This is a genomic window from Nonomuraea sp. NPDC001831 (assembly GCF_042892035.1).
In the GTDB taxonomy this organism is placed as follows: Bacteria; Actinomycetota; Actinomycetes; order Streptosporangiales; family Streptosporangiaceae; genus Nonomuraea.
Genome location: NZ_JBIATU010000002.1, coordinates 50,202 through 73,209 on the forward strand (window position 1 = coordinate 50,202; position 23,008 = coordinate 73,209).

Annotated in this window: 19 protein-coding genes; 6 read left to right on the forward strand and 13 right to left on the reverse strand. The window is 72.1% G+C overall.

From position 1 onward, the window contains the following. Positions 1-59 precede the first annotated feature (59 nt). From ACFYYW_RS05780 to ACFYYW_RS05805, 6 genes are all read right to left on the reverse strand, one after another. Complete coding sequence (locus ACFYYW_RS05780) at positions 60-1,454, reverse strand: NAD(P)/FAD-dependent oxidoreductase (protein ID WP_387645611.1); 1,395 nt, start codon at positions 1,452-1,454, stop codon at positions 60-62. Positions 1,455-1,630: 176 nt separating this feature from the next. Beyond that, on the reverse strand, positions 1,631-2,425 hold the full coding sequence (locus ACFYYW_RS05785; protein WP_387645613.1) for an ABC transporter permease: 795 nt from the start codon (positions 2,423-2,425) through the stop codon (positions 1,631-1,633). Positions 2,426-2,439: 14 nt separating this feature from the next. After that, positions 2,440-3,291 carry an ABC transporter permease gene (locus tag ACFYYW_RS05790; protein WP_358283817.1) on the reverse strand — a complete coding sequence of 284 codons (852 nt, stop codon included), beginning with the start codon at positions 3,289-3,291 and terminating at the stop codon, positions 2,440-2,442. Between the two features lie 2 nt (positions 3,292-3,293). After that, positions 3,294-4,487, reverse strand: a complete 1,194-nt coding sequence (locus ACFYYW_RS05795; RefSeq protein ID WP_387645617.1) for a spermidine/putrescine ABC transporter substrate-binding protein — start codon at positions 4,485-4,487, stop codon at positions 3,294-3,296. A gap of 48 nt (positions 4,488-4,535) precedes the next feature. Next, positions 4,536-5,603 (reverse strand): ABC transporter ATP-binding protein, encoded by a 1,068-nt coding sequence (locus tag ACFYYW_RS05800; protein WP_387645621.1) that lies wholly within the window; start codon positions 5,601-5,603, stop codon positions 4,536-4,538. A gap of 15 nt (positions 5,604-5,618) precedes the next feature. Then, positions 5,619-7,052 carry a gamma-aminobutyraldehyde dehydrogenase gene (locus ACFYYW_RS05805; protein WP_387645624.1) on the reverse strand — a complete coding sequence of 478 codons (1,434 nt, stop codon included), beginning with the start codon at positions 7,050-7,052 and terminating at the stop codon, positions 5,619-5,621. Positions 7,053-7,255: 203 nt separating this feature from the next. On the opposite strand from ACFYYW_RS05805, the gene ACFYYW_RS05810 reads away from it, so the two are divergent. Then, positions 7,256-7,747, forward strand: a complete 492-nt coding sequence (locus ACFYYW_RS05810; protein WP_357995502.1) for an Lrp/AsnC family transcriptional regulator — start codon at positions 7,256-7,258, stop codon at positions 7,745-7,747. Here ACFYYW_RS05810 and ACFYYW_RS05815 read toward each other — a convergent pair. Genes ACFYYW_RS05815 through speB form a run of 3 tightly spaced genes read right to left on the reverse strand, consistent with a single transcriptional unit; the run spans position 7,744 to position 10,843 of the window. Continuing rightward, positions 7,744-8,409, reverse strand: coding sequence for a cyclase family protein (locus tag ACFYYW_RS05815; RefSeq protein WP_387647273.1), 666 nt, complete (start codon positions 8,407-8,409; stop codon positions 7,744-7,746). The genes ACFYYW_RS05810 and ACFYYW_RS05815 overlap by 4 nt on opposite strands. Then, positions 8,409-9,914 (reverse strand): purine-cytosine permease family protein, encoded by a 1,506-nt coding sequence (locus ACFYYW_RS05820; RefSeq protein WP_387645627.1) that lies wholly within the window; start codon positions 9,912-9,914, stop codon positions 8,409-8,411. The genes ACFYYW_RS05815 and ACFYYW_RS05820 overlap by 1 nt, the downstream gene beginning before the upstream one ends. Next, positions 9,911-10,843 (reverse strand): agmatinase, encoded by a 933-nt coding sequence (gene speB, locus ACFYYW_RS05825; protein WP_352322711.1) that lies wholly within the window; start codon positions 10,841-10,843, stop codon positions 9,911-9,913. Before speB ends, ACFYYW_RS05820 begins: the two co-directional genes overlap by 4 nt. Positions 10,844-10,913: 70 nt before the next feature. Here speB and ACFYYW_RS05830 point away from each other — a divergent pair, with 70 nt between their 5' ends. Then, positions 10,914-12,368, forward strand: a complete 1,455-nt coding sequence (locus ACFYYW_RS05830) for a PucR family transcriptional regulator (RefSeq protein WP_352322712.1) — start codon at positions 10,914-10,916, stop codon at positions 12,366-12,368. A gap of 10 nt (positions 12,369-12,378) precedes the next feature. Here the strand turns inward: ACFYYW_RS05830 and ACFYYW_RS05835 are convergent, their stop codons facing one another. The 4 genes from ACFYYW_RS05835 to ACFYYW_RS05850 are packed head-to-tail and all read right to left on the reverse strand — an operon-like array spanning position 12,379 to position 18,249. After that, positions 12,379-15,105, reverse strand: coding sequence for an alpha-mannosidase (locus ACFYYW_RS05835; RefSeq protein ID WP_387645631.1), 2,727 nt, complete (start codon positions 15,103-15,105; stop codon positions 12,379-12,381). Next, entirely contained in the window at positions 15,096-16,184 is a 1,089-nt protein-coding gene (locus tag ACFYYW_RS05840; RefSeq protein ID WP_387645633.1) for a Gfo/Idh/MocA family protein, read from the reverse strand. The genes ACFYYW_RS05835 and ACFYYW_RS05840 overlap by 10 nt, the downstream gene beginning before the upstream one ends. Continuing rightward, positions 16,181-17,080, reverse strand: coding sequence for a TIM barrel protein (locus tag ACFYYW_RS05845; RefSeq protein ID WP_387645635.1), 900 nt, complete (start codon positions 17,078-17,080; stop codon positions 16,181-16,183). Before ACFYYW_RS05845 ends, ACFYYW_RS05840 begins: the two co-directional genes overlap by 4 nt. After that, positions 17,071-18,249 carry a CehA/McbA family metallohydrolase gene (locus tag ACFYYW_RS05850; protein WP_387645638.1) on the reverse strand — a complete coding sequence of 393 codons (1,179 nt, stop codon included), beginning with the start codon at positions 18,247-18,249 and terminating at the stop codon, positions 17,071-17,073. The genes ACFYYW_RS05845 and ACFYYW_RS05850 overlap by 10 nt, the downstream gene beginning before the upstream one ends. 225 nt (positions 18,250-18,474) lie before the next feature. Between ACFYYW_RS05850 and iolC the strand changes: the two genes are divergently transcribed. The 4 genes from iolC to iolD are packed head-to-tail and all read left to right on the forward strand — an operon-like array spanning position 18,475 to position 22,983. Then, a complete protein-coding gene (gene iolC, locus ACFYYW_RS05855; protein WP_387645641.1) occupies positions 18,475-19,413 on the forward strand; it encodes a 5-dehydro-2-deoxygluconokinase in 939 nt (312 codons plus the stop codon). 17 nt (positions 19,414-19,430) lie between these two features. Next, positions 19,431-20,315: a deoxyribose-phosphate aldolase gene (locus ACFYYW_RS05860; protein WP_352323816.1), complete on the forward strand. Its 885-nt coding sequence runs from the start codon at positions 19,431-19,433 to the stop codon at positions 20,313-20,315. Continuing rightward, positions 20,312-21,151 (forward strand): 5-deoxy-glucuronate isomerase, encoded by an 840-nt coding sequence (gene iolB / locus ACFYYW_RS05865; protein WP_352323812.1) that lies wholly within the window; start codon positions 20,312-20,314, stop codon positions 21,149-21,151. The genes ACFYYW_RS05860 and iolB overlap by 4 nt, the downstream gene beginning before the upstream one ends. Further along, positions 21,148-22,983 (forward strand): 3D-(3,5/4)-trihydroxycyclohexane-1,2-dione acylhydrolase (decyclizing), encoded by a 1,836-nt coding sequence (gene iolD / locus ACFYYW_RS05870; protein ID WP_387645645.1) that lies wholly within the window; start codon positions 21,148-21,150, stop codon positions 22,981-22,983. The genes iolB and iolD overlap by 4 nt, the downstream gene beginning before the upstream one ends. Positions 22,984-23,008 lie beyond the last annotated feature (25 nt).

The window sequence follows — 23,008 nt, forward strand, 5'->3', positions numbered from 1 at the left end:
GTGACAAGTGTGCGCCAGGCCCGCGGCGGGCGGGCCCGGCGCCCCCTCGGATCACCGGATCAGGAGTCGAACCCGAGGCCCATCCTGTCGAGCGTGCGCAGCCACAGGTTGCGCTTGCCCTGATGCTGGTCGGCCTGGGCGATCGACCACCGGGTGAACTGGATCACCCCCGACCGGACCGGCTCGGGCGGGAACGGGACCGGCTTCTCCTTGACCATCCGCAGCTCGGTCCGCTCGGTGGCCTCCCCCGACAGCAGGTCCAGCATCACGTTCGCGCCGAACCTGGTGGCCCCGACGCCCATGCCGGTGTAGCCCACGGCGTAGGCCAGCCGGCCGCCGTGCGCCGTGCCGTAGAAGGCGCTGAAGCGGCTGCAGGTGTCGATCACGCCGCCCCAGCGGTGCGTGAAGCGCACCTCGGACAGCTGCGGGAACGTGGTGGCGAAGTGCTCGGCGAGCTTGACGAACGTCTCGTCGCGCTGCTCGTACTCCGGCTTGACCAGGCCGCCGTTGTAGTAGACCGCGTCGTAGCCGCCCCACAGGATGCGGTTGTCGTCGGTGAGCCGGTAGTAGTGGAACTGGTTGCCCGAGTCGCCGACGCCCTGCCGGTTGTGCCAGCCCACCTCGGCGAGCTGGGCCGCGGTCAGCGGCTCGGTCATCAGGGCGTAGTCGTACACCGGGACGACGAAGTGCTTGAGCCTGCGCAGCAGGGGCGGGAAGACCCCCGTGCCCAGCGCCACCCGGCGACCCGTCACCGACCCGTACGGGGTGCGCAGGGTGATCGTCGTGCCGTCGTCGCGCAGCGAACGCACCGGACTGCGCTCGAAGACCCGTACGCCGAGCCGCAGGCACGCCTCGCGCAACCCCCAGGCCAGCCGCGCCGGGTCCAGCATGGCGCAACCGCTGCGCTCCCACAGGCCGCCCAGGTAGGTCGGCGAGTTGACCTCGGCCCGCACCTGCCGCTCGTCCATGGGCACGTAGTCGAGCCCGAGCTCGGAGATCAGGTCCAGGTGTTCGCCCAGCGAGTCGAGCTGCCACGGCTCGGTGGCCACGTGCAGCTCTCCGGTGCGCTCGAAGGAGCAGTCGATGCCGTGCCGCTCCAGCGTGCGCTCGATCTCGTCGAGGTTGTCCACGCCCATGCGTTCGAGGCGGCCGATGTCCTCCGGCCACCGTTCCAGGCCGTTGGCCAGGCCATGGGTGAGGGTCGCCATGCAGAACCCGCCGTTGCGGCCGGTCGCCGCCCAGCCGATCCTGCGTCCTTCGAGCAGGACCACGTCCAGCGAAGGGTCACGTTCCTTGGCCATCAGGGCCGTCCAGAGCCCCGAGAAGCCTCCGCCGACGACGACCAGGTCGGCGTCGGTGTTTCCGATGAGCCGCGCGCGCGGCTCGGGTCTGGCCGGGCTGTCCAGCCAGTACGGCTTGCGCTCCGCGTCAGCCAGCGCCTTCAGCGGATCCACAAATCCCACTTCCCTACGAAAGTCTCAGTTGTTCTTTGTTGATTGCGGGATCCAAAAGCATGATGTGATCACGCGCGGGTTCCCCCCGCCGAAATCCGATCTCGCCTCCCTGTTCTTGGTCGGAATACACCAATCCCCCCGCCGGATCGCGGGGGGAAAGCCTGTTGGAGCAGATCCTAGGCGCGGCGTCTTGCGGCCACCGCGTTCGCCACGGCGATCAGCACACCGATCCCGAAGATGAGCGTACCCATCACGTTGACCTGCGGTGGAATGCCGGTCTTCACCGCACCCACGATCCACAGGGGGAAGGTGACGGTCGAGCCGTTGACGAAGCTCGTCACCACGTAGTCGTCGATCGACAGCGCGAAGGAGAGCATCGCGCCCGCGAGCACGCCCGGCATGATCGAGGGCAGCGTCACCTGCCGGAACGTGCCCCAGGCGGTCGCGCCGAGGTCCTTGGCCGCCTCCTCCAGCGACGGGTCGAGCGTGATGACCCGCGCCCTGACCGTCACCACGACGAAGGAGAGCGAGAACAGCACGTGCGCGAGGATGATCGTGTTGCCGTCGCGCGGCACGTTGCCGGAGACGAACAGCGACAGCAGCGAGGCCCCCATCACCAGCTCCGGCGTGGAGATGGCGGCGAAGACCAGGAAGTTCGTGGCGCCGAGGCCGCGGAAGCGGTGCCGGCCGACGGCCAGGCCCAGCATCGTCCCGATGACGACCGTGATGACGGTGCTGGCCAGGGCGATCACGATGGAGTTGCGCAGCGCCGTGGTCAGGTCGGAGATCTCGAAGAGCTCGCCGTACCACTTGAGGGTGAAGCCCTGCCAGCTCGTGTTCGACTTGCTCTTCTTGTCGTTGAAGCCGAACAGGATCATGACCGCGATCGGCGACGACAGCCACAGGATGATCAGCCAGGTGTAGACGTGCAGCAGGCGGTCGCCGAACCTGCCCCGCGCGCCCCTGCTCATTGCTCGCTCGCCGCTCATCGCGCCGCCGCCTCCAGGACGTTCTCGGTGCCGAGCGCGCGGGCGTAGACGAAGATGCCCACCAGCAGGATCGCCATCAGCGTGAACGACAGCGCCGAGGCGGTCGGGTAGTCGAGGTTGGTCAGGTACTCGGTCTGGATGATGTTGCCGATCATGGTGTTGGCCGTGCCGCCGAGGATCTGCGCGTTGACCGGGTCGGCGGTCGCGGGCACGAACGTCATCAGCACCCCGGCGAAGACGCCGGGCAGCGACAGCGGCAGCACCACCCGGCGGAAGGCCCCGGCGCGGGTGGCGTACAGGTCCTGGGCCGCCTCCACCACCCGCGGGTCCACCCGCTCCAGGGCCACGTAGATCGGCAGGATCATGAACGGCAGGAAGTTGTAGGTGAGCCCGCCCACCACGGCCACGGTCGTGGCCAGCACGTGGAAGCCCTCCGGCAGCAGCCCCCAGCCCTTCAGCGTCCCGAACAGGATGCCGTTGTCGGCCAGCAGGAAGTTCCACGAGATCGTCCGCAGCACGAACGAGACGAAGAACGGCAGCAGCAGCAGGAACAGGTACACCGACTTGCGGCTGCCGCCCTTGAAGGCGATCCAGTACGCCACCGGGTACCCGATCACCAGCATGGCCACCGTGGCCAGGCCGCCGTACAGGAGCGAGCGCAGCAGCTGGTCGCTGTACCTGCCGAGCGCGTCGGCGTAGTTGGAGAAGCTGAACGTCATCGCGTAGCCGTCGATGGCGTTGCCCGTCTGGAGCGAGACCGACGCCATCGCCACCATGGGCACGACCAGGAAGATCGCCAGCCACAGCCAGCTCGGCAGGGCGAGCAGGTAGGGGGTGAGCCGTTTCATGGCTATGCCTGGGTGATCGACTGGAAGATGGAGTTGAACACCTGCTCCTGCTGGGTGGTCAGCGTGGTGTAGGTGCGCAGCTTGGCGTAGTCGGCCTCCGAGGGGAACATGAGCGGACTGTCCACCATGTCCTCCAGGGCCTTCTTGTCCTCGCCCTTGGCCGTCGTGGCCTTCTCGCGCAGGAGGTCCTGCACGGCCGGGATCGGGGTGACGAACTGGATGAACTCATCCAGATCGGCGGCCACCGCGGGCTGGTACAGGTAGTCCATGAGGGTGAGCGCGTCCACGGGGTTGGCCGCGCCCTTGGGGATGAGCATGTTGTCGGTCCAGATCGTGCCGCCCTCCGCCGGCACCACGAACTTGACCGGCTCGCCGGCGAGCTGCCGCTGGAAGACGTCGCCCGACCAGGCCATGGTCAGCCAGACGTCGCCCTTGGAGACCGCGTCGATGTAGCTCTGGTCGTAATATTTCCGGACGATTCCCGCGTCGCGCTGCTGCTTGAGCTTCTCCCCGGCCTTCTTCCAGTCGGCCTCGGTCGACTTCTCCGGATCGACGCCCAGCGCGAACATGCCGAAGTTGCCGATCTCCTGCGCGTCGGCCATCATCCCGACCCGCCCCTTGTACTTGGGGTCGAACAGGGCCTCGATGCTGGTGATGTCGTCCTTGACGTACTTGGTGTTGTACGCGATGCCGGTCACGCCCGAGGTGTAGGGCATCGTGTACTGGTTGCCCGGGTCGTAGGCGCGTTCCTTGTACTTCTCACCGGCGTTGGCCAGGAAGTTCGGCATCCGGCTGTGGTCGAGCGGCACGATGTAGCCGAGCTCGACCATGTGCTGGAGCTGCACGCCGTTGGTCATCACGATGATGTCGTAGCCGAGCGACTGGCCGGCGCGGAGCACGGGGTCGGCCTTGCCGAAGAACTCCGCGTTCTCCTGGATGACCTCCTTGTACTCCACGGAGATCCCGGTGGTCTGGGTGAACTTCTTCAGCGGGGCCTGGTCCTCGGGCATGTACTCGGGCCAGTTGGCGAAGACGAGTTTGCCGTGCTTGCTCTGCTTGGACCAGTAGTCCTGGACGGCGTCGGCCTTCGGAGGGGCGGCCTTCTGACCCTGGACGCCGCAGGCGGCGAGCGCGAGGCCGGCGGCGGACAGGCCGGTGACACGGAAGAAGTCGCGGCGGGTGCGGGGCTGGGTCATGCCCCTCAGGAGGGCGGGGGTGATCTGGCGGGGGTTCATGGGGTGCTATCAACTTCCAATCACGTAAGAATGCTGCGCCTCCCACGACAGCCACACGGAGTCGCCCCGCTCCGCGGTCGCCGTCGCGTCATGCGCGTTCTGCTCGAACACGGTGATGTCGGCCCCGTCGGCGAGCTTCACCGCGTAGCTGTTGGAGGTGCCCAGGTAGACCATCTCCGTGACGGTCCCGGGGACGGCGCTCAGCCCGGGTCCCGGCTCGTCCGCGCAGATCGTGATCTTCTCGGGGCGGACGGTCACCGTCACGTCGCCCTCGTGGTCCGGCACCAGCACCCGGCCGCCGCCGATCGCCAGCACCCCGCCGATCACCGTCCCGGTGATCAGGTTGGAGGTGCCGATGAACCCCGCCACGAACGCGGTGGCCGGCCGTTCGTAGATCTCCCGCGGGCTCGCCAGCTGCTCGACCAGCCCGTCGTTCATCACGGCGATCCTGTCGCTCATGGTCAGAGCCTCGTTCTGGTCGTGCGTCACGTACACGAACGTGATGCCGACCTCGCGCTGGATGCGCTTGAGCTCGATCTGCATGGCCTGGCGCAGCTTGAGGTCGAGCGCGCCCAGGGGCTCGTCGAGCAGCAGCGCCCGCGGCCGGTTGACCAGCGCGCGGGCCAGCGCCACGCGCTGCTGCTGGCCGCCGGACATCTCGCGCGGCCGGCGCTTCTCCCGGCCGGTCAGGTCGACGATCTCCAGCATCTCGCCGACCCGCCGCCGGATCTCCTCCGGCGGCGTCTTGCGCTGCTTCAGGCCGAACGCCACGTTGTCCCACACGCTCATGTGCGGGAACAGGGCGTAGGACTGGAAGACCATGTTGACGTCACGCTTGTTCGGCGGGACGTCGGTGACGTCCTTGCCGTGCAGCCTCACGAGCCCCTTGGTGGGCTCCTCGAAGCCGGCGATCATCCTCATGGTCGTGGTCTTGCCGCATCCGGACGGGCCGAGGAGGGAGAAGAACTCCCCCTCGGCGATGTCCAGCGACACACCCTTGACCGCCTGGACGACCTCGCCGTGCGAGAGGTACTCCTTGACGACGTCCTCAAGCTGAATCGCGGATAGCTCGGTCATGTCCAGGGTTCGTCCTTATTCGCCGATGTAGTGCATGACGTGCTTGACCCTGGTGTAGTCGTGCAGACCGAACACCGACAGGTCCTTGCCGTACCCGGAGTGCTTGAAGCCGCCGTGCGGCATCTCCGAGACGAACGGGATGTGCGTGTTGACCCAGACCACGCCGAAGTCGAGGCGGTTCGACATGCGCATGGCGCGGCCGTGGTCGGAGGTCCACACCGAGCTGGACAGGCCGTACTTCACGTCGTTGGCCTTGGCCAGCGCGTCGGCCTCGTCGGTGAACGTCTGGACGGTGATGACGGGGCCGAAGACCTCGTTCTGCACCATCTCGTCGTCCTGCCGCAGGCCGTCCACGACGGTCGGGGCGAAGAACCAGCCCTTGTCGCCGACCCGGTTGCCGCCGGTGAGCACCTTGGCGTGGCCGGGGACCCGGTCGATGAAGCCCTGGACCCTGGCGAGCTGGTTCTCGTTGTTGAGCGGGCCGTAGAGCGCTTCCTCGTTGCCCAGGTCGCCGGTCACGGTCGCGGCGGCGGCCTCGGTCAGCGCGGCCACGAACTCGTCGTGCACGCTCTCCTGGACGAGCACGCGGCAGGCCGCGGTGCAGTCCTGGCCGGCGTTGTAGAGACCGGCGGTGGCGATGTCGGCGGCGGCCTTGGCGAGGTCCTTGACGTCCTCGAAGACCACGACCGGCGCCTTGCCGCCGAGCTCCAGGTGCACCCGCTTGAGGTCGTCGGCGGCGCTCTTGGCGACCGCCATGCCCGCGCCGACGGACCCGGTGATCGCCACCATGGCGGCGGTCGGGTGGCCCACGACGAGCGCGCCGGTCTCGCGGTCGCCGGTGACGACGTTGAAGACGCCGGGCGGCAGCACCGAGCCGACGATCTCGGCCAGCTTGAGCGTGGAGGCCGGGGTGGTGTCCGACGGCTTGAGGACGATCGTGTTCCCGGCGGCCAGCGCCGGGGCGATCTTCCACACGGCCATCATCATCGGGTAGTTCCAGGGGGTGACCTGGCCGACGACGCCGATGGGCTCGTGCCTGATGACGCTGGTGTGCTCGGCGAGGAACTCCCCGGCCGTGGGCCCCTCCAGGGTGCGCGCGGCGCCGGCGAAGAAGCGGAAGTGGTCGGCCGCCACCGGCGTCTCGTCCTCGGCCATGCGGGCGCGGGGCTTGCCGGTGTTGAGGCACTCGGCCTCGTTGATCTCGTCGGCCCGGGCGTCGATCGCGTCGGCGACCTTGAGCAGCAGGTTCGCCCGCTCACCGGGGGTGGTCCGACCCCACGACTCGAACGCGGCGGCCGCCGCGGCGTAGGCCGCGTCGACGTCCTCGACGCCGGAGATCGGGGCCTGAAGGTAGGCCTCTCCCGTGCAAGGGTCGATGATGTCGGAGAACCGGCCGCTCTGGGCGTCCACGAACTCACCGTTGATGAAGTTCTGCAGACGGGTGGTCAATGCACGACCTCCTCGTTGAGGTGGCTGAGATGCCGCGACTCTTACAGAGCAGATGCATCTGGACAAGGGATTTCGTGGTGAAGATATCAAATTGCTACGAATTCGCTTGACACACCGCCAAGAACTGACAACATGTCGCACCAGGACGGCAATCGAGCGGGAACGCCCCCGTAACGCCGGACCGCTAGGAGGATTCCTCTGACATGACGACGCCGCCCCGCGTACGACGAAACAACGCCAGTTCCGGGCCCGTCGTGCTCGACGATCTCTCCAAGCAGATCATCGAGCAGCTCCAGTCAGACGGGCGCATGCCCTACGCGGCGATCGGCAAGGCCGTCGGGCTCTCCGAGGCCGCGGTCCGTCAGCGCGTCCAGCGGTTGCAGGACGCCGGGGTGATGCAGATCGTCGCGGTCACCGACCCCCTCACCCTCGGCTTCCCCCGCCAGGCGATGATCGGGGTCAACTGCGAGGGCGACCTGGAGTCGGTGGCCGACGAGCTGTCGGCCATCGAGGAGATCGACTACGTGGTGCTCACGGCGGGCTCCTTCGATGTGATCGTCGAGGTGGTCTGCGAGGGCGACGGGCACCTGCTGGAGATCCTCAGCAAGATCCGGGCCATCCCCGCCGTCCGGGCCACCGAGTCGTTCGTGTACCTGAAGCTGCGCAAGCAGACGTACTCCTGGGGCACGCGCTAACCGATCCGCGCCACGGCCCGCACGGGCGCGCCGTCGGCGCCGTCGAGCCGCAGCGGCATCATCCAGACCTCGATCGGCCGCCCCCGGGCCTGGGCGTCGAGCAGCCGGTCGAGGCCGGTGAGGTTCTCGGCGATCACGGCGTGCGCCCCGCACAGGACGCGGTGGGCCGGGAAGTCGTCGGCCGGCGTCGGATCGACGCTCAGCGCGTCGATGCCGACCGTGCGCACACCCCGCTCGACCAGCAGCGTGGCGGCCTCCTCGGTGAGGAAGGGATGGCCCAGGTAGGACTCGCCGCCCCAGTGGGCCGACCAGCCGGTCGCGACCAGCACGATCGGCGCCTGGCCGCCGGACGGCCAGGCCGGCCGGGCCGGGCCGTCGAGCAGCCCGGCCCCGATCGGCGACCGGGGCGCGAGCCCCCGGGCGTCGGCCACCACGGCGGGCCCGGCGAAGCGGGACAGCGGCAGGTCGCCGAGCGCCGGCAGCGCGTCGTCGATGTGGAAGGGGGCGTCGACGTGGGTGCCCGACTGCGAGCCGAGGTGCAGGCCCAGCACGTTGACGCCGTCGCGGGCGACGGTGAGCGCCGGGGCGAGCGAAACCTCGGGGTCGCCCGGATAGACCGGCATCCCGGTCTCGACGGGCACCGACAGGTCGACGAGTTCCATCACGCCATCGATTCTGCCGCGTCCACGATGGGCAGGATCGGCGTGTCGGCCGAGCGCACCAGGCGCGGGCCCCGGGGGCCGTACACCTCGCGCGGTTCGGGGAAGAGCGCGAGCAACGCCAGGTAGAGCACGGCCGCGACCGCGAGGCCCAGCGGCAGCGAGACGTCCACGCCGCCGGCCAGGTCGCCCAGCGGCCCGACGAACTGGCCGGGCAGGTTCACGAACATCAGCGCCACGGCGGCCGCGAGCAGCCACGCCGTGAGGCCGCGCCAGTTCCAGCCGTGGGTGAACCAGTACCGCCCGCCGCGCTGCCGCCGGTTGAAGACCTGCAGGGCGTCGGGGTCGTACCAGCCTCTGCGGGTCACGTAGCCGAGCATCATGATCACCATCCAGGGGGCGGTGCAGGTGATGATCAGCGTGGCGAACGTGGAGATGCTGGCCGTCAGGTTGGCCGCGAAGCGCCCGACGAAGATGAACACGATCGACAGGGTGCCGATGAAGACGGTCGCCTGCACCCGGGAGAAGCGCGGGAACACGCTGGAGAAGTCGAGCCCGGTCCCGTACAGGGAGGTGGTGCCGGTGGACATGCCGCCGATCAGCGCGATCAGGCAGACCGGGACGAAGTACCAGGCCGGCGAGATCGCCAGCAGCCCGCCCACGTAGTTGGGCGCGGCCGGGTCGACGTACTCGGCGGCCTTGGCGGCGATGATCGAGGCGGTGGCCAGCCCGAAGAAGAACGGCAGGATGGTGGCGATCTGCGACAGGAAGGCCGCCGCCATCACGCGGGAGCGCGGGGTCGAGGCCGGGATGTAGCGGGACCAGTCGCCCAGGAAGGCGCCGAAGGACACGGGGTTCGACAACACGATCAGCGCCGCGCCGATGAACGACGGCCAGAACAGCGGGTCGCCGGCCGCCAGCGTCCCGGGATAGGACGGGTCGAAGTCCCCGGCGAAGGCGAACAGCCCGAGCACGAACAGCAGCGACGCCGCCGCGACCGCGATCTTGTTGACGAACAGCATGAAGCGGAAGCCGTACACGCAGACCACGAGGACGAGCAGGGCGAAGACGGCGTAGGCCACCCCGTAGGACAGGTCGGTGTCGGGCAGCCCGACGAGCCGGTGCGCGCCGCCCACCAGCGCGTCGCCGGACGACCAGACCGAGATCGAGAAGAACGCGATGGCGGTCAGCAGCGACAGGAACGAGCCGACCACCCGGCCGTGCACGCCCAGGTGGGCCGAGGAGGAGACGGCGTTGTTGGTGCCGTTGAGCGGCCCGAACAGCGACAGCGGGGCCAGGATCAGCGCCCCGACCACCAAACCGAGCACGGTGGCCGCGAGCCCCTGCCAGAACGACAGGCCGAACAGGATGGGGAAGGCGCCCAGCACGCAGGTGGCGAACGTGTTCGCGCCCCCGAAGGCGACCCGGAACAGGTCGAACGGCCCCGCGGTGCGGTCGGCGTCGGGGATGCGCTCGACGCCGTAGGTCTCGATCTCGGTGATGCTCATGTCTTCTCCTGCATCGCCAGCAGGCTGACGAGGTCGTAGGCCACGTGGGAGGCGGCGACCGAGGTGATCTCGGCGTGGTCGTAGGCGGGGGCCACCTCGACCACGTCGGCCCCGATCAGGCGGCAGCCGGCCAGACCGCGGAGGATCTCCAGCAGCTCCCGGCTGGTCAGCCCGCCGGCCTCCGGCGTGCCGGTGCCGGGGGCGTGGGCGGGGTCGAGCACGTCGATGTCGACGGAGACGTAGAGCGGTCGGTCGCCGACGCGCTGCCGCAGCACGTCGATGACCTCGTCCAGGCCGCGGCGGAGCACGTCGGCGGCGGTCAGGATGCCGAAGCCGAGCCGCCGGTCGTCCTCCAGGTCCTTCTTGCCGTACAGCGGGCCCCGGATGCCGACGTGGCTCAGCGCCTCGGTGTCGAGCAGGCCCTCCTCGACCGCCCGGCGGAAGGGGGTGCCGTGGGTGTACTCGGCGCCGAAGTAGGTGTCCCAGGTGTCGAGGTGCGCGTCGAAGTGCAGCAGCGCCACCGGGCCGTGCTTCCTGGCCGCCGAGCGCAGCAGCGGCAGCGCGATCGTGTGGTCGCCGCCGATGGTGACCAGCCGGGCGTCCAGCTCGTCGGCCGCGGCCTCGATGGTCTCGACGGCCTCGCCGATGTCGAACGGGTTCGCCGCGATGTCACCGGCGTCGGCGACCTGGACGCGCTCGAACGGCGAGACGTCCAGCCCCGGATGGTAGGGCCGCAGCAACCGGCTGGCCTCCCGTACGGCGGCGGGGCCGAACCGGGCGCCCGGACGGTAGGACACGCCCGCGTCGAAGGGCACGCCCACGACGGCCACGTCCGCCCGCTCGACCTGGTCGAGCCGGGGCAGCCGGGCGAAGGTGGCGGGCCCGGCGAAACGCGGGACCCGAGAGGAGTCAACGGGACCGATGTGCATGCTCGTCAGTGTTCGTCACGCCTCTGACCTGCGGCAATTGTTACTCCCACAAAGTAATACGGTGTGTGTTGTGGCTGACCACAAGCTGACGGTCGAAGACCTTCTCCGCTCCCCCGCTCTCCAGCTCCGCGTGCTCGCCGGCGAGGCCGGGCTGTCCCGCTCGGTCTCGTGGGCGCACGTCAGCGAGCTGGCCGATCCGACGCCCTGGCTGCTCGGCGCCGAGGTCATCATGACGACCGGGCTCGCCCTGCCGCGCCCGGCCGCCCGGCAGCGCGCCTACCTCGAACGCCTCGACGACGCGGGGGTCTCGGCGCTCGCCCTGTCGGCCCAGTTGCACGTCCCGCCGCTGCACCAGGCGTTCTTCGAGGCCGCCGAGGAGCGCGGCATGCCGGTGCTGGAGGTGCCGCTCGCGGTGCCGTTCATCGCCGTCTCGCAGGAGGTGGCGGCGGCGCTCCAGGAGGACGCCAGCCACCGGCTGGGCGCCCAGCTCCAGGTGTTCGGCGCGCTGCGCTGGCTGGCCGCCGAAGACCTCGACACCGTCACCCTGTTCAAGCGCCTGGAACGGCTGTCCGGCTACGACGTCTATCTGTGCACGCCGCAGGGCCGGCCGTTGCTGCCCGGCGTGCCGGTGCCGGCGCTCGACGTCCTGCCCGCCGAGCCCGACGCGCCGCCCACGATCCCGGGCGGCTTCGCGCTGCCGGTGCCGGCGCCCGGCGGCCCCGCCGGGTTCCTGGTGGCCTTCGAGCGGGAGGGCGCGCGGCCCGCCGGGCTGGCCGTGGTCCAGCACATCGCCACCGTGGCCGCCCTCCAGGTCGCCATGGCCAGGCACGAGCGCGAGACGCTGCGCCGCGAGGGCGCCGAGACGCTGGCCGAGCTGCTCCAGGACGTGCTCGACCCGCCCGCGGCCCGGCGCCGGCTGGCCAGGATGGGCCTGCCCCTGGAGACCGGGTCGGTGCTGCTGGTCGTGCGGCACGCGCCCGACGACGCGCTGCGCCGGGCGGTGGGCGAGCTGCCGCACCTGCTGCTGCGGCGCGGCGACGACCACTACCTGCTGGGGCCGCCCGAGCTGGGGCCGGCGGTGGCCGCCGTGCCCGGGGTCAGCGCGGGGGTGAGCCGGCCGTTCCCGCCGGGCGAGTCGTTGCGGGTCGCCCAGCGCGAGGCCGTGTGGGCGGCCGCGCACGCCGCCGAGTCGGGCAAGGCGCTGGTCCACTACGGCGACGACACCACCGGCCGCTGGCTGCCCGACGACCCCTCGACGCTGTCGGCCCTGGTCGACCACGTGCTGGGCGAGGTGCTGGCCTACGACGAGGCCCACGACTCGCGGCTGTTGTTGTCGGTGCGCACGTGGATGGAGCGCAACCGCCACGTCGAGGACGCGGCGGCGGCGCTGCACGTCCACCCCAACACGCTGGCCTACCGGCTGCGCCGGTTCGCCGCGCTGAGCGGGCGCGACCTGTCGTCCAGCGCGGCGTTCGCCGAGGTCTGGCTGGCCGTGCGCGCGGCCCGCCAGCTCGGCCTGTGCTAGGGCCGCGGGGTCAGCGGAGCTGGACGGTGGCGATCTCCCACGGCCTCAGCGGCAGCCTGAGGGTGCCGTCCGCCGTCTCCAGCGGCTCGCCGGGGCTGCCGGTCAGGCCGGCCCGCCTGGCCCGGGTGAAGGCCCCCCGCACCACGGCCTCGGTGCCGGACGCGGTGAGCGCCACCAGGCGCAGCTCGTGCCAGTCGTCGCGGCGGCGCAGCGAGCTCATCGTCACGCCCTGACCGGACACCGACAAGCCGTGCGCCGCCGGCGGCGGGGTCAGGTCGCGGTCGCCGCCGCCCGGCACCACCAGCAGGTCGTGCCGGTACAGCTCCGCCTGCGGCGGCACGTCCCGCCAGTCCATGTACGGCATCAGCGCCAGCGACACGGTGTGCGGCCCGCGTGACTGCGCGGCGGGGGTCGGCAGTTGCGGGCCGGCGGGCTCGGGGCGCAGCCTGTTGTGGTTGCGCGACAGGTAGCCGACCGAGCGCAGCAGCGTGAGCGCCAGCTCGTACCCGTCGTCCAGCAGCTCGTACTCGGTGACGTGCTCCAGCAGCGCGGCGACGCCGCCGGCGGCCACCCAGCCGGAGGCGGGGAAGGTGGGCAGCGGGGTCTCGCCGCAGCCGCCCTCCGCCTCCAGCTCCCGCCGCACGATCGCGAACTGCCCCTCGGCCAGCGAATGGTCGGCCCGCCTGGGCAGCGGCACGTGCAGCCGCACCCGGTGGTCCGCGCACCGGTTGTCGAACGACACCCGCAGCCGGACGAACGGCTCGCCCGCCCGCAGCTCGACCCGCATGGTGACCACGACGTCCTCGGTCGCGCCGGTCCGCGCGGGCGGCGGCAGCTCCGGCGTGTTCGGGACGGCCTCGCCCGCCGCCGGCCACAGGTAGACCCGGGTGATCTCCACGGCGGCGACGAGCGGGCCGCCTTCGATGATCTCCGCCTCGATCGAGATGGGCTCGGACACGACCAGGTCGTCGGCGGGGGGCGCGTGGTTGTAGGTGTCGCCGGAGTCGCCGCCGTCCTCGATGCGGCCCACGCCGGTGATCGTCCGGCCGTCCTCGCCGAACAGGCCGAGGGTGCCGTCGGGCTCGATCTCGACCCGCAGCAGCCCGTTGTCCATCACCCTGCCGCTGACCTTGATGGGCAGGACGCCGGTGTCGGAGGAGAGCCAGCAGTCCTGGTGGTGGCCGTTGTTGCGGACCTCCGCCAGCGGAGCGGGGTACGTGGGCTCGGGCGGGCCGGGGCGCAGGCTCGTGTGGCCGAGCGCGGGCACCTCGACGAAGGCGGCGACCGTGCTCCGGATCTCGGCCTCGACGCGGACGTGGGTCACGCCGTCGAGCGCGCGGCGCACCTCGGCCTGGTCGAACGGCCCGCGCGGCTCCCTGCCCACGGTGATGAGGAGGGTGTCGTCGAACACCTGCCAGCCGACGATGTGCTGGCCGTACAGCTCGGTGCCGTGCACGAAGCCCAGCACGGTGAGGGGGTCGATGCGCTCGTCCAGCAGCAGCACCGGCGCGCTGTCGAGGGGCTGGGTGGGCACCGCCGCGCCGGCGGGGTCCACCAGCGGCCCGCTGCCGCCGGCCACGTCGGCGATCACCACGCCGCTGCGCACGGCCGGCGTCGGGTTGACGACGAGCACGCCGTCGGCCGGCACCGCCGCCGCCAGCCGCGTGGTCACCATGTCGCGGACGGCCTGCCCGAGCTGCTCGGCCTCGGCGATGCGGGCGGCGACCTGCTGGGCGGTCTCGTCCACGCCGCAGCCGGTGACCGAGTCGTGGCCGCTGGCCTCCACCAGCCGCCGCCAGGCCATGTCGAGGAACCGGCCGGGCCACGGGCTGCCCCAGAGCGTGGCCAGGGGCTCGGCGTAGCGCTCGACCATGCGCTCGGCCCGGCCCATGGCCTGCTTGACGGCGGCGCGGACGGAGATGACGCCGGGCAGGATGTTGGCGCGGGCGTGCGAGCGCAGCTCGCCGACGACCTGCGGCAGCCCTGCGGTGTCACCCGAGAATTTCTCGATATATCCAGACAAGGTGTCCATGCGGGCGCCAACGGCCGCCACCATCTCCGGCAACCCGCGCACGGGGGCCGAGTGGTCGGCGCCGTACATGGCCAGCAGCTCGCCCTCGGGGCCGTGCCAGGCGCGCATGGCGGCGACGAACTCCGCCGCCCGCTCCTCCAGCCCCTTGGCGTCGGAGAACAGGTGGGCGCCGTTGCCGTAGCCGCCCTCGGGCAGGTACTGGGTGCGGATCGCGGTGCCGTCGGGGGCCACCCAGGCGAAGGCGTCGGTCGTCACCGACGCCGGCACCCCCCGGTAGACGCAGGCGTGCTCCAGACCGGCCAGCCGCAGGATCTGCGGCATCTGGGCGGTGTGACCGAACATGTCCGGCAGGTAGCCCACCCGCATCGCGCCGCCGAGCTCGTCCGCGCCGGCCAGCCCGAGTTCGAGGTTGCGCACGATGTTCTCGCCCGAGCACAGGAACTCGTCGAGCAGGATCTGCCACGGCCCGACCGCCAGCCGTCCGGACGCGACGAGCGCCGCGACGCGGTGCCGGTTCTCCGGGCGCACCTCCAGGTAGTCGTCCACGCAGGCGAGCTGGCCGTCGAGGGTGAAGTGGTAGGCGGGCTCGCGTTCCATGGTGTCGAGCACCTCGTCGAGGAGGTCCACCAGCCGCAGCCTGAAGCGCTGGAACGGCTCGTACCACTCCCTGTCCCAGTGCGTGTGCGGTACGACCACTATGTCCATGCCGCCGCCTCCCCTCCGATGGGCAGCCGATGCTGGACGGCGTAGCGGGCGGCGATCCGCTGAGCCGTCACGATGTCCTCCAGTGCGCCGGCCGCGTCGGTGAGCGGCGGGCTGCCATCGTTCACATAAGCATGGAAGGCCGTCAGTTGTACCTCGAACGCCTCGGTCACCTGGCGGTGTTCGGCGCGGGTCTCGGCCCCGGAGACCACGGTCAGGGTGGTGGGCGCGTTCATCAGGTAGGGCGTGGGGAAGACCAGTTCCAGCGTGCCCCCGTCGTGGTGGATCGCGACGGTCTCGCGGTAGGCGGGGTAGCCGTCCAGGTAGTGCCAGCGGATGTGGAACCGGCCCGCCACGGGCAGCGGCCCGGAGATCTCCACGGAACCGGGCGCCGGCCCCCAGCTGTCCACGTGCGCGATCTCCCGCGGCGCTCCGGTGAAGCGCCGCAGCAGGGACAGGTCGTGGCAGATCGAGCCCAGGGAGACCGCGTACACGTTGCGCAGCGACTCGGGGGCGGCCTGGCCCAGCGCCCGGGAGACGAGCGCGTCCTCGGTCTCGCGCAACGAGCCGAGCACGCCGGGATCGACGTCGCCGGCCCGCGCCAGGTTCGCGAACGCCAGCTGCGACTCCCCGCTGGGATGCAGCACGGTCACCTCGACCGACCGGACGGCCGCCGGGCCGCCCAGCTCCTCCAGCAGCGCGACGGCCCGGCGCACGGCCGGGTCGTACTGCTTCATGTAGCCGACCATCAGCCGCCCCTCGGGCAGCGCCGCCACCTCCGCCCTGGTCAGCGCGAGCGGCTTCTCGCACAGCACGGCGTACCCGGCGGCCAGCGCCCGGCGCACGGTCTCGCCGTGGGAGCCGGAGGCCAGCACCACCACGGCCTCGAACCCGCCGTCGGCCAGCATCTTCGCCAGGGAGGTGTAGCGCCGGGGCGCGCCCAGCCGGTCGCCGACGACGTCGGCCAGCGTGCGCGACAGGTCGCAGACGGCGCTCACCTGGAACAGGTCCCGCCGCCTGGACAGCAGCGGCACGTAGACCGCCTGGGTGACGGCCCCGCACCCGACCAGCGCGATCCTCACAGGCCCAGCTCCCTCAGCCGCTCGCGGTTGGCCGCCTGGTCGGCGATGTTCCGCCCGACCGGGCGGCGGCCCGGCATGGTGTCCTGCTCGACCACGATCCAGCCCTCGTAGCCGATGGCGTCGAGCGCCGCCACGACCCCGGGCAGGTCGAGCTCGCCGTCGCCCAGACGGGTGAAGCCGCCCCTGGCCATCAGCTCGCGCAGGTCGGCGCCGTCGTCCAGGGCGGCGGCCAGGATCCTGGTGTCGCCGTCCTTGACGTGCACGTGCCCGACGCGGCCGGCCCACGCGCGCAGCGCCGCGACCGGGTCTCCGCCGGCCAGCAGCAGGTGGCCGGTGTCCAGGCAGAGCTGGACGTCGGTCAGCTCCAGAAGGCGCTCGACGTCGTCGGGGGTCTCGACGTAGGTGCCGAGGTGGTGGTGGAAGGCGGGTTCCAGGCCGCGTTCGCGGCAGCGGTCGGCGGCGTCCTGGACGCGGGCGGCGTACCCGGGCCAGTCGGCGGCGGGCAGCCCGGGGACGCTCCCGCCGGGCCTGGCGAACCTCTCGGGCGAGCCCGAGCAGGCCAGCGTGGGCCGCGGCGCGAAGAGGGCGGGCGCCTGCGGCGCGGCGGCGAACACGTCGAGCGCCGCCTCCAGCGCGGGCAGCCCCCGCCGGTACGCCTCGGCGTCGCCGTAACGCAGGTCGACCCAGCCGCCGGCGAGCAGCAGGCCGTGCGCCGACAGCCGGGCGGCCAGGCCGGGGCCGGTGCCGAGATAGCCGATGGGCCCCGAGTCGATGCCCGCGTAACCGGCCTCGGCCAGCGCGCGGACCATCTCGTCGGGGCCCAGGGGCGGCGGCGCGTCGCTGAGCTCGAACACGCCGAAGCTCACCGGCGCGTTCGCGACTCTCCTCACTCGCATAGGGCGATCACCTCGTTCTCGTGGGTCTCCAGGCGGTGGCGTCCCTCGGTCGCGGGAAGCAGCGCCCGCTCGCCGCGTACGACCTGGCGGGCGCCGCCGGGGCGGACCAGCACCAGGCCGTCGGCGTCGAGCGCGAGCAGCTCGTCGCCCAGCCGGAGCAGCAGCGGCGCGTCCGGTGCCGCCGAGACCGCGGTGCGCCCGGCGCGCACGCCGTCGAGCACCGCGCCCGGCTCCTCGGCCAGCACCCACGTGGTCGGCGCGCCCGGCAGGCCGTCGCTGCCGGGCCGGTGGAAGTCGCTGCCGCCGATCGCCACCACGTCGTCGCGCCAGGCGTCGGCCCAGGCCAGCGGCGCGCCCCAGCGACGGTCCCACCACCCGGAGCTCCACACCTCGGCCACCCTCGGACGCTCGCCGACCGGCAGCAGCCAGGCGCAGTCGCCGCCCAGCGGGTGGTTGATCGAGATCAGGCCGCCGGCGCGCCCGGCGTGCTCGGTCCAGGAGTCGGCGGGCCGCCGGAAGTCCACCCAGCCGACCTCGCCGAACACGTTGGCGTGGCCGCGGTCGGTGGTGACCTCCTGGCCGGGGATGAGCGTGACGCCGCGGTCGGTCGCGCGCAGCCAGGGGTGGTGGCTGACGGTGTTGTGGTCGGTGACCGCCAGGAAGTCGAGCCCCCGGCCGCGGGCCAGCTCGGCCAGCTCGGCGACGGTGAGCGCGCCGTCGCTGTGGACGGTGTGCGCGTGGAAGTCACCGGCGAACCAGCGCAACCCGCCGACGTCGGGCACGTCCCTGCGCGGCGGCCGTTCGCCGGGCGGCGGCTCGGCGGCGACCGGCTCCGGCGGGGCCGTGCGCGCGGCCGAGATCTCCAGGCTGAAGTCGAGCCCCTGCGGCGGCACGCGGTGCAGCCCGAGCCACACGTGCCAGGTGCCGGGCTCGGGGACGCCGGGCAGGTAGCCGGGGGTGGCCCAGCCGCGGGTGATCGTGAACTCCGAGCGCGCGCCTCCCGACCAGCCGCGGAAGCCGCCCGGCGAGCCGCAGCCGAGGTCGAGCACGCCCTGCGACCGGTCGTAGTCGAGCCGCACGGTGACGGACTCCGACCCGGCGGGCACCTCGAAGGGCACCTCGCGCAACGACCGCTCCAGCCGGTCGTCGAGGCTCCAGTGGCCTTTCACGCCGGTCCGCCCTTGCCTGAGGCGGGACGGAAAGAGAGCTTGGTGATGTGCTGTTCGTGATGGACGCCGTTGGGGACGAACATGAGCGAACCTCCTCACCGCCCGACACTACAGAAGTGAGGTGACGGTGGCCCGTCCTGAAGGATCATCAACAACATAGCGGACATCCTTATGTCATGACAATATGCCATAGTGTCGAGGTAGGGTGCGTCCTCTGGAGGTGCGTTGTACGACCTGATCACGATCGGCCGCTGCGGCGTCGACGTCTATCCGCTGCAGACCGGCGTCGGGCTGGCCGACGTCGAGACCTTCGGCAAGTTCCTCGGCGGCAGCCCGACCAACGTCGCCGTCGCGGCGGCGCGGCACGGGCTGCGCTCGGCGGTGATCACCGCGGTGGGCGCCGACCCCTTCGGCGCGTACGTCCGGCGGGCCATCCGCGACTTCGGCGTGGACGACGCCTACGTGACCGTCATCGAGGGCCCGGCCACCCCGGTCACGTTCTGCGAGATCTTCCCGCCCGACCACTTCCCCATCTGGTTCTACCGCGGCGAGCACCCGCCCGACCTGCGCCTCACCCCCGGCCACCTCGACCTCGACGCCATCCGCTCGACCGGCCTGTTCTGGTTCTCCCTCACCGGCCTGAGCAAGGAGCCGAGCCGCGCCGCCCACGCCGCCGCCCTGTCGGCCCGCACCTCCGGCTGGACCGTGTTCGACCTCGATCACCGTCCGGCGCTGTGGGAGTCCCGTGCGGCCGCCCGCGCGGCGGCGCGCGAGGCGCTGCCGCACGCGAACGTGGCCGTCGGCAACCTGGACGAGGTGGAGACCGCCGTGGGCGTGCGCGAGCCGGAGGCGGCGGCGCAGGCCCTGCTCGACGCCGGGGTCGAGGTGGCGATCGTCAAGATGGGCCCGGACGGCGTCCTGGCCCGCACCGCCGCCGAGACCGTCGTGGCCGAGCCGGTCGAGGTGAAGGTGGTCAACGGCATTGGGGCCGGGGACGCGTTCGGCGGCGCCGTCTGTCTCGGGCTGCTGCGCGGCTGGCCGCTGGAGCGCACGATCCGCTTCGCCGGCGCCGCCGGCGCGTTCGTGGCCGCCCGGCTGGCCTGCGCCGACGCCATGCCCACCACCGACGAGGTGCACGAGCTGCTGAACGAGGTGCCCAGGTGAGCGACCTCACGCTGCCCATGACCGCCCGCTACGAGTGGCTCACGCGGATCCGCGCGACCCGCCCCGAGGAGATCGCCGCGGCCGCCGCACGCCGGCAGCGCCGCCGGATGCCGGGGCCCGACGAGCGGCTGCTGATCATCGCCGCCGACCATCCGGCCAGGGGCGCCCTGTCCGTACGCGACCGCCCGCTGGCCATGGGCAGCCGCCACGACCTGCTCGACCGCCTCCAGGCGGCCCTGGCCCGGCCCGGCGTGGACGGCATCCTCGCCTCCCCGGACGTCCTGGAGGACCTGCTGCTGCTCGGCGCGCTGGAGGGCAAGCTGGCCTTCGGCTCGATGAACCGGGGCGGCCTGCAGGGCTCGGTGTTCGAGCTGGACGACCGGTTCACCGGCTTCGACCCCGAGGCCATCGACACGATGCGCCTCGACGGCGGCAAGATGTTGTGCCGCATCGACCCCGGCGACCACGCGACGGCCGCCACCCTGGAGTCGTGCGCCCACGCGGTGACCGGGCTGGCCCGCAGGCGGCTGGTGGCCATGGTGGAGCCGTTCTGGGCGGCGCGCTCGGAGTCCGGCGTGCTGCGCAACGACCTGTCCCCCGACGCGGTGATCCGCTCGATCAGCGTCGCCCAGGCGCTCGGGGCCACCTCGGCCCACACCTGGCTGAAGATCCCCGTGGTGGCCGAGATGGAGCGGGTGATGGCCGCGACCACGCTGCCCACCCTGCTCCTCGGCGGCGACCCGCCCGACATCGGCACGGCCTACGCCGACTGGCACCGCGCGCTGGCCCTGCCCGGCGTGCTCGGCCTGGTCGTCGGCCGCGCCCTGCTCTACCCATCCGACGACGACGTGGCGACGGCGGTGGACGGCGCCGCCGCCCTGGTACGAGAGGCACACACATGACCTACCTGCCCTACGGCAAGGCCGCCGGCGGCCCTTGGTCGGTGGAGATCACCCCCTCGCTGGCCGGCTGGACCTACTCCGGGCTGCGCGTGGCGGACCTGACCGGCACGCCGCTGTCGTTCGGCACCGGAGAGGAGGAGATGATCGTCCTTCCGCTGTCGGGGTCGTGCACGGTCGAGGTCGGCGGTGAGACGTTCGTGCTGGCCGGGCGCGGGTCGGTGTTCGAGGGGCCGAGCGACTTCGCGTACCTGCCGATCGGCGTCCAGGTCACGCTGAGCGGCGCCGGACGCGTCGCGCTGCCGTCTGCCCGCGCGACCCGGTCGCTGCCGCCGCGCCACGTGCCCGCCTCCCGGGTGCCGGTGGAGATCAGGGGCGCGGGGCAGGCCAGCCGGCAGGTGAACAACTTCTGCGCCCCCGGCGTGTTCGACTGCGACAAGCTCATGGCCGTCGAGGTGCTGACCCCGGGCGGCAACTGGTCGTCCTACCCGCCGCACAAGCACGACACCCCGAACCCGGGCGAGGCCGTGCTGGAGGAGGTCTACTACTTCGAGGTCGCCGGCGACGGGCCCGGCTACCAGCGCGTCTACTCCTCCGAGCGGGGGCAGGTGGACACGCTGGCCGAGGTCTCCTCCGGCGACGTCGTGCTGGTGCCCTACGGCTACCACGGGCCGTCCATGGCCGCCCCCGGCTACGACCTGTACTACCTCAACGTGCTGGCGGGGCCGGCGGAGGAGCGTTCGATGGCGTTCTGCGACGATCCCCGTCACGCCTGGATCCGCTCCTCCTGGACGGGCCAGGACGTCGACCCGAGGCTGCCGTTCGGAGGGCACGCATGATCCGGTTGACCGTCGCGCAGGCCGTCGTGCGCTTCCTGGCCGCCCAGTGGAGCGAGCGCGACGGCGAGGAGCGCCGCTTCTTCGGCGGCTGCTTCGGCATCTTCGGCCACGGCAACGTCGCCGGGCTCGGCCAGGCGCTGGCCACCGCGGGCGACGACCTGCCCTACTACCTGGCCCGCAACGAGCAGGCCATGGTGCACACGGCCGCCGCCTACGCCCGGGCCGCCGACCGGCTGGCCACGCTGGCCTGCACGACGTCGATCGGCCCCGGCGCGACCAACATGATCACTGGCGCGGCCGGCGCGACGATCAACCGGCTGCCCGTGCTGCTGCTGCCCGGCGACGTCTTCTCCACCCGTGCCGCCAACCCGGTGCTCCAGGAGCTGGAGGACCCGCGTTCGTACGACATCTCGGTCAACGACTGCTTCAAGCCGGTCTCGCGGTACTGGGACCGGATCAACCGCCCCGAACAGCTCCCGTCCGCGCTGACGGCGGCCATGCGGGTGCTCACCGACCCGGTCGAGACCGGCGCGGTGACGCTGGCGCTGCCGCAGGACGTGCAGGCCGAGGCGTACGACTGGCCCGAGGAGCTGTTCGCCCGCCGGGTGTGGCACGTGCCGCGCCCGCGCCCCGAACGTGCCGCGCTGGCCAGGGCGGCCGAGGTGATCAGGACGGCGGCCCGCCCGCTGATCGTCTCGGGCGGCGGGACGATCTACAGCCGGGCCACCGCCGAACTGGCCGCCTTCGCCCAGGCGCACGGCATCCCGGTCGCCGAGACCCAGGCCGGCAAGGGATCGCTGCCGCACGGCCATCCGCTGGCGGTGGGCGCGGTGGGCGCGACCGGCACCACCGCCGCCAACACGCTGGCCCGCGAGGCCGACGTGATCATCGGGGTCGGCACCCGCTACAGCGACTTCACCACGGCGTCGAGGTCGCTCTTCGCCGCGGACGCCAGGTTCGTCAACGTCAACGTCGCCGCCTTCGACGCCGCCAAGCTGTCGGGGCTGCACCTGGTCGCCGACGCCCGCGAATGCCTGACCGACCTGGTCGCGGCCGTCGCCGGCCGGCGCTCAGACGACGCCTGGACGGCCAGGGCCGCCGCGCTCTCCCGGGAGTGGGACGCGCAGGTGGACCGGGCGTACGCGCTCGACGGCTCCCCGCTGTCGCAGGCGGCGATCATCGGCGCCGTGAACGCGGCGGCGGGCCGGGACGGCGTCGTGGTGTGCGCGGCCGGTTCCATGCCGGGCGACCTGCACAAGTTGTGGCGGCCGAGCGGCCCCGGCGGCTACCACGTCGAGTACGGCAACTCCTGCATGGGCTACGAGATCGCGGGCGGCGTCGGCGTCAAGCTGGCCGCGCCGGAGCGCGAGGTGTTCGTCCTGGTGGGCGACGGGTCGTACCTGATGATGGCGCAGGAGCTGGTCACCGCGGTCGCCGAGGGCGTCAAGCTGGTCGTCGTCCTGGTGGACAACTCGGGCTTCGCCTCCATCGGGCGGTTGTCGGAGAGCGTGGGGGCGCGCCGCCTGGGCACGTCCTACCGCTCCCGTACGGGCGGCCCGCTGCCGGTGGACCTGGCCGCCAACGCCGCCAGCCTGGGCGCGGCCGTGCTGCGTCCGGAATCGCTGGCCGACCTGCGCAAGGCCCTGGAGGAGGCGCGCTCGTCCGGCGAGACGACCGTCGTGCACGTGCGCACCGATCCCATGGCCGACGACGTCCCCTCCTCGCAGGCGTGGTGGGACGTGCCGGTGGCCGGGGTGGGCGCGCCGGCCGAGCGGGCGGCGTACGAGGAGGCCAAGCGGTCGCAGCGCGCGCACCTGAGCCCGCCGTCCTGACCAGGGTTGCCCTCGATCACCGCCG

Bases quoted from the DNA above. Each gene is read 5' to 3' on its own strand.
- ACFYYW_RS05785 (WP_387645613.1), bottom strand. From the start codon at position 2,425: ATGAGCAGGGGCGCGCGGGGCAGGTTCGGCGACCGCCTGCTGCACGTC.
- ACFYYW_RS05790 (WP_358283817.1), bottom strand. From the start codon at position 3,291: ATGAAACGGCTCACCCCCTACCTGCTCGCCCTGCCGAGCTGGCTGTGG.
- ACFYYW_RS05795 (WP_387645617.1), bottom strand. From the start codon at position 4,487: ATGACCCAGCCCCGCACCCGCCGCGACTTCTTCCGTGTCACCGGCCTG.
- ACFYYW_RS05800 (WP_387645621.1), bottom strand. From the start codon at position 5,603: ATGACCGAGCTATCCGCGATTCAGCTTGAGGACGTCGTCAAGGAGTAC.
- ACFYYW_RS05810 (WP_357995502.1), top strand. From the start codon at position 7,256: ATGACGACGCCGCCCCGCGTACGACGAAACAACGCCAGTTCCGGGCCC.
- ACFYYW_RS05815 (WP_387647273.1), bottom strand. From the start codon at position 8,409: ATGGAACTCGTCGACCTGTCGGTGCCCGTCGAGACCGGGATGCCGGTC.
- ACFYYW_RS05820 (WP_387645627.1), bottom strand. From the start codon at position 9,914: ATGAGCATCACCGAGATCGAGACCTACGGCGTCGAGCGCATCCCCGAC.
- speB (WP_352322711.1), bottom strand. From the start codon at position 10,843: ATGCACATCGGTCCCGTTGACTCCTCTCGGGTCCCGCGTTTCGCCGGG.
- ACFYYW_RS05835 (WP_387645631.1), bottom strand. From the start codon at position 15,105: ATGGACATAGTGGTCGTACCGCACACGCACTGGGACAGGGAGTGGTAC.
- ACFYYW_RS05845 (WP_387645635.1), bottom strand. From the start codon at position 17,080: ATGCGAGTGAGGAGAGTCGCGAACGCGCCGGTGAGCTTCGGCGTGTTC.
- ACFYYW_RS05860 (WP_352323816.1), top strand. From the start codon at position 19,431: ATGACCGCCCGCTACGAGTGGCTCACGCGGATCCGCGCGACCCGCCCC.
- iolB (WP_352323812.1), top strand. From the start codon at position 20,312: ATGACCTACCTGCCCTACGGCAAGGCCGCCGGCGGCCCTTGGTCGGTG.
- iolD (WP_387645645.1), top strand. From the start codon at position 21,148: ATGATCCGGTTGACCGTCGCGCAGGCCGTCGTGCGCTTCCTGGCCGCC.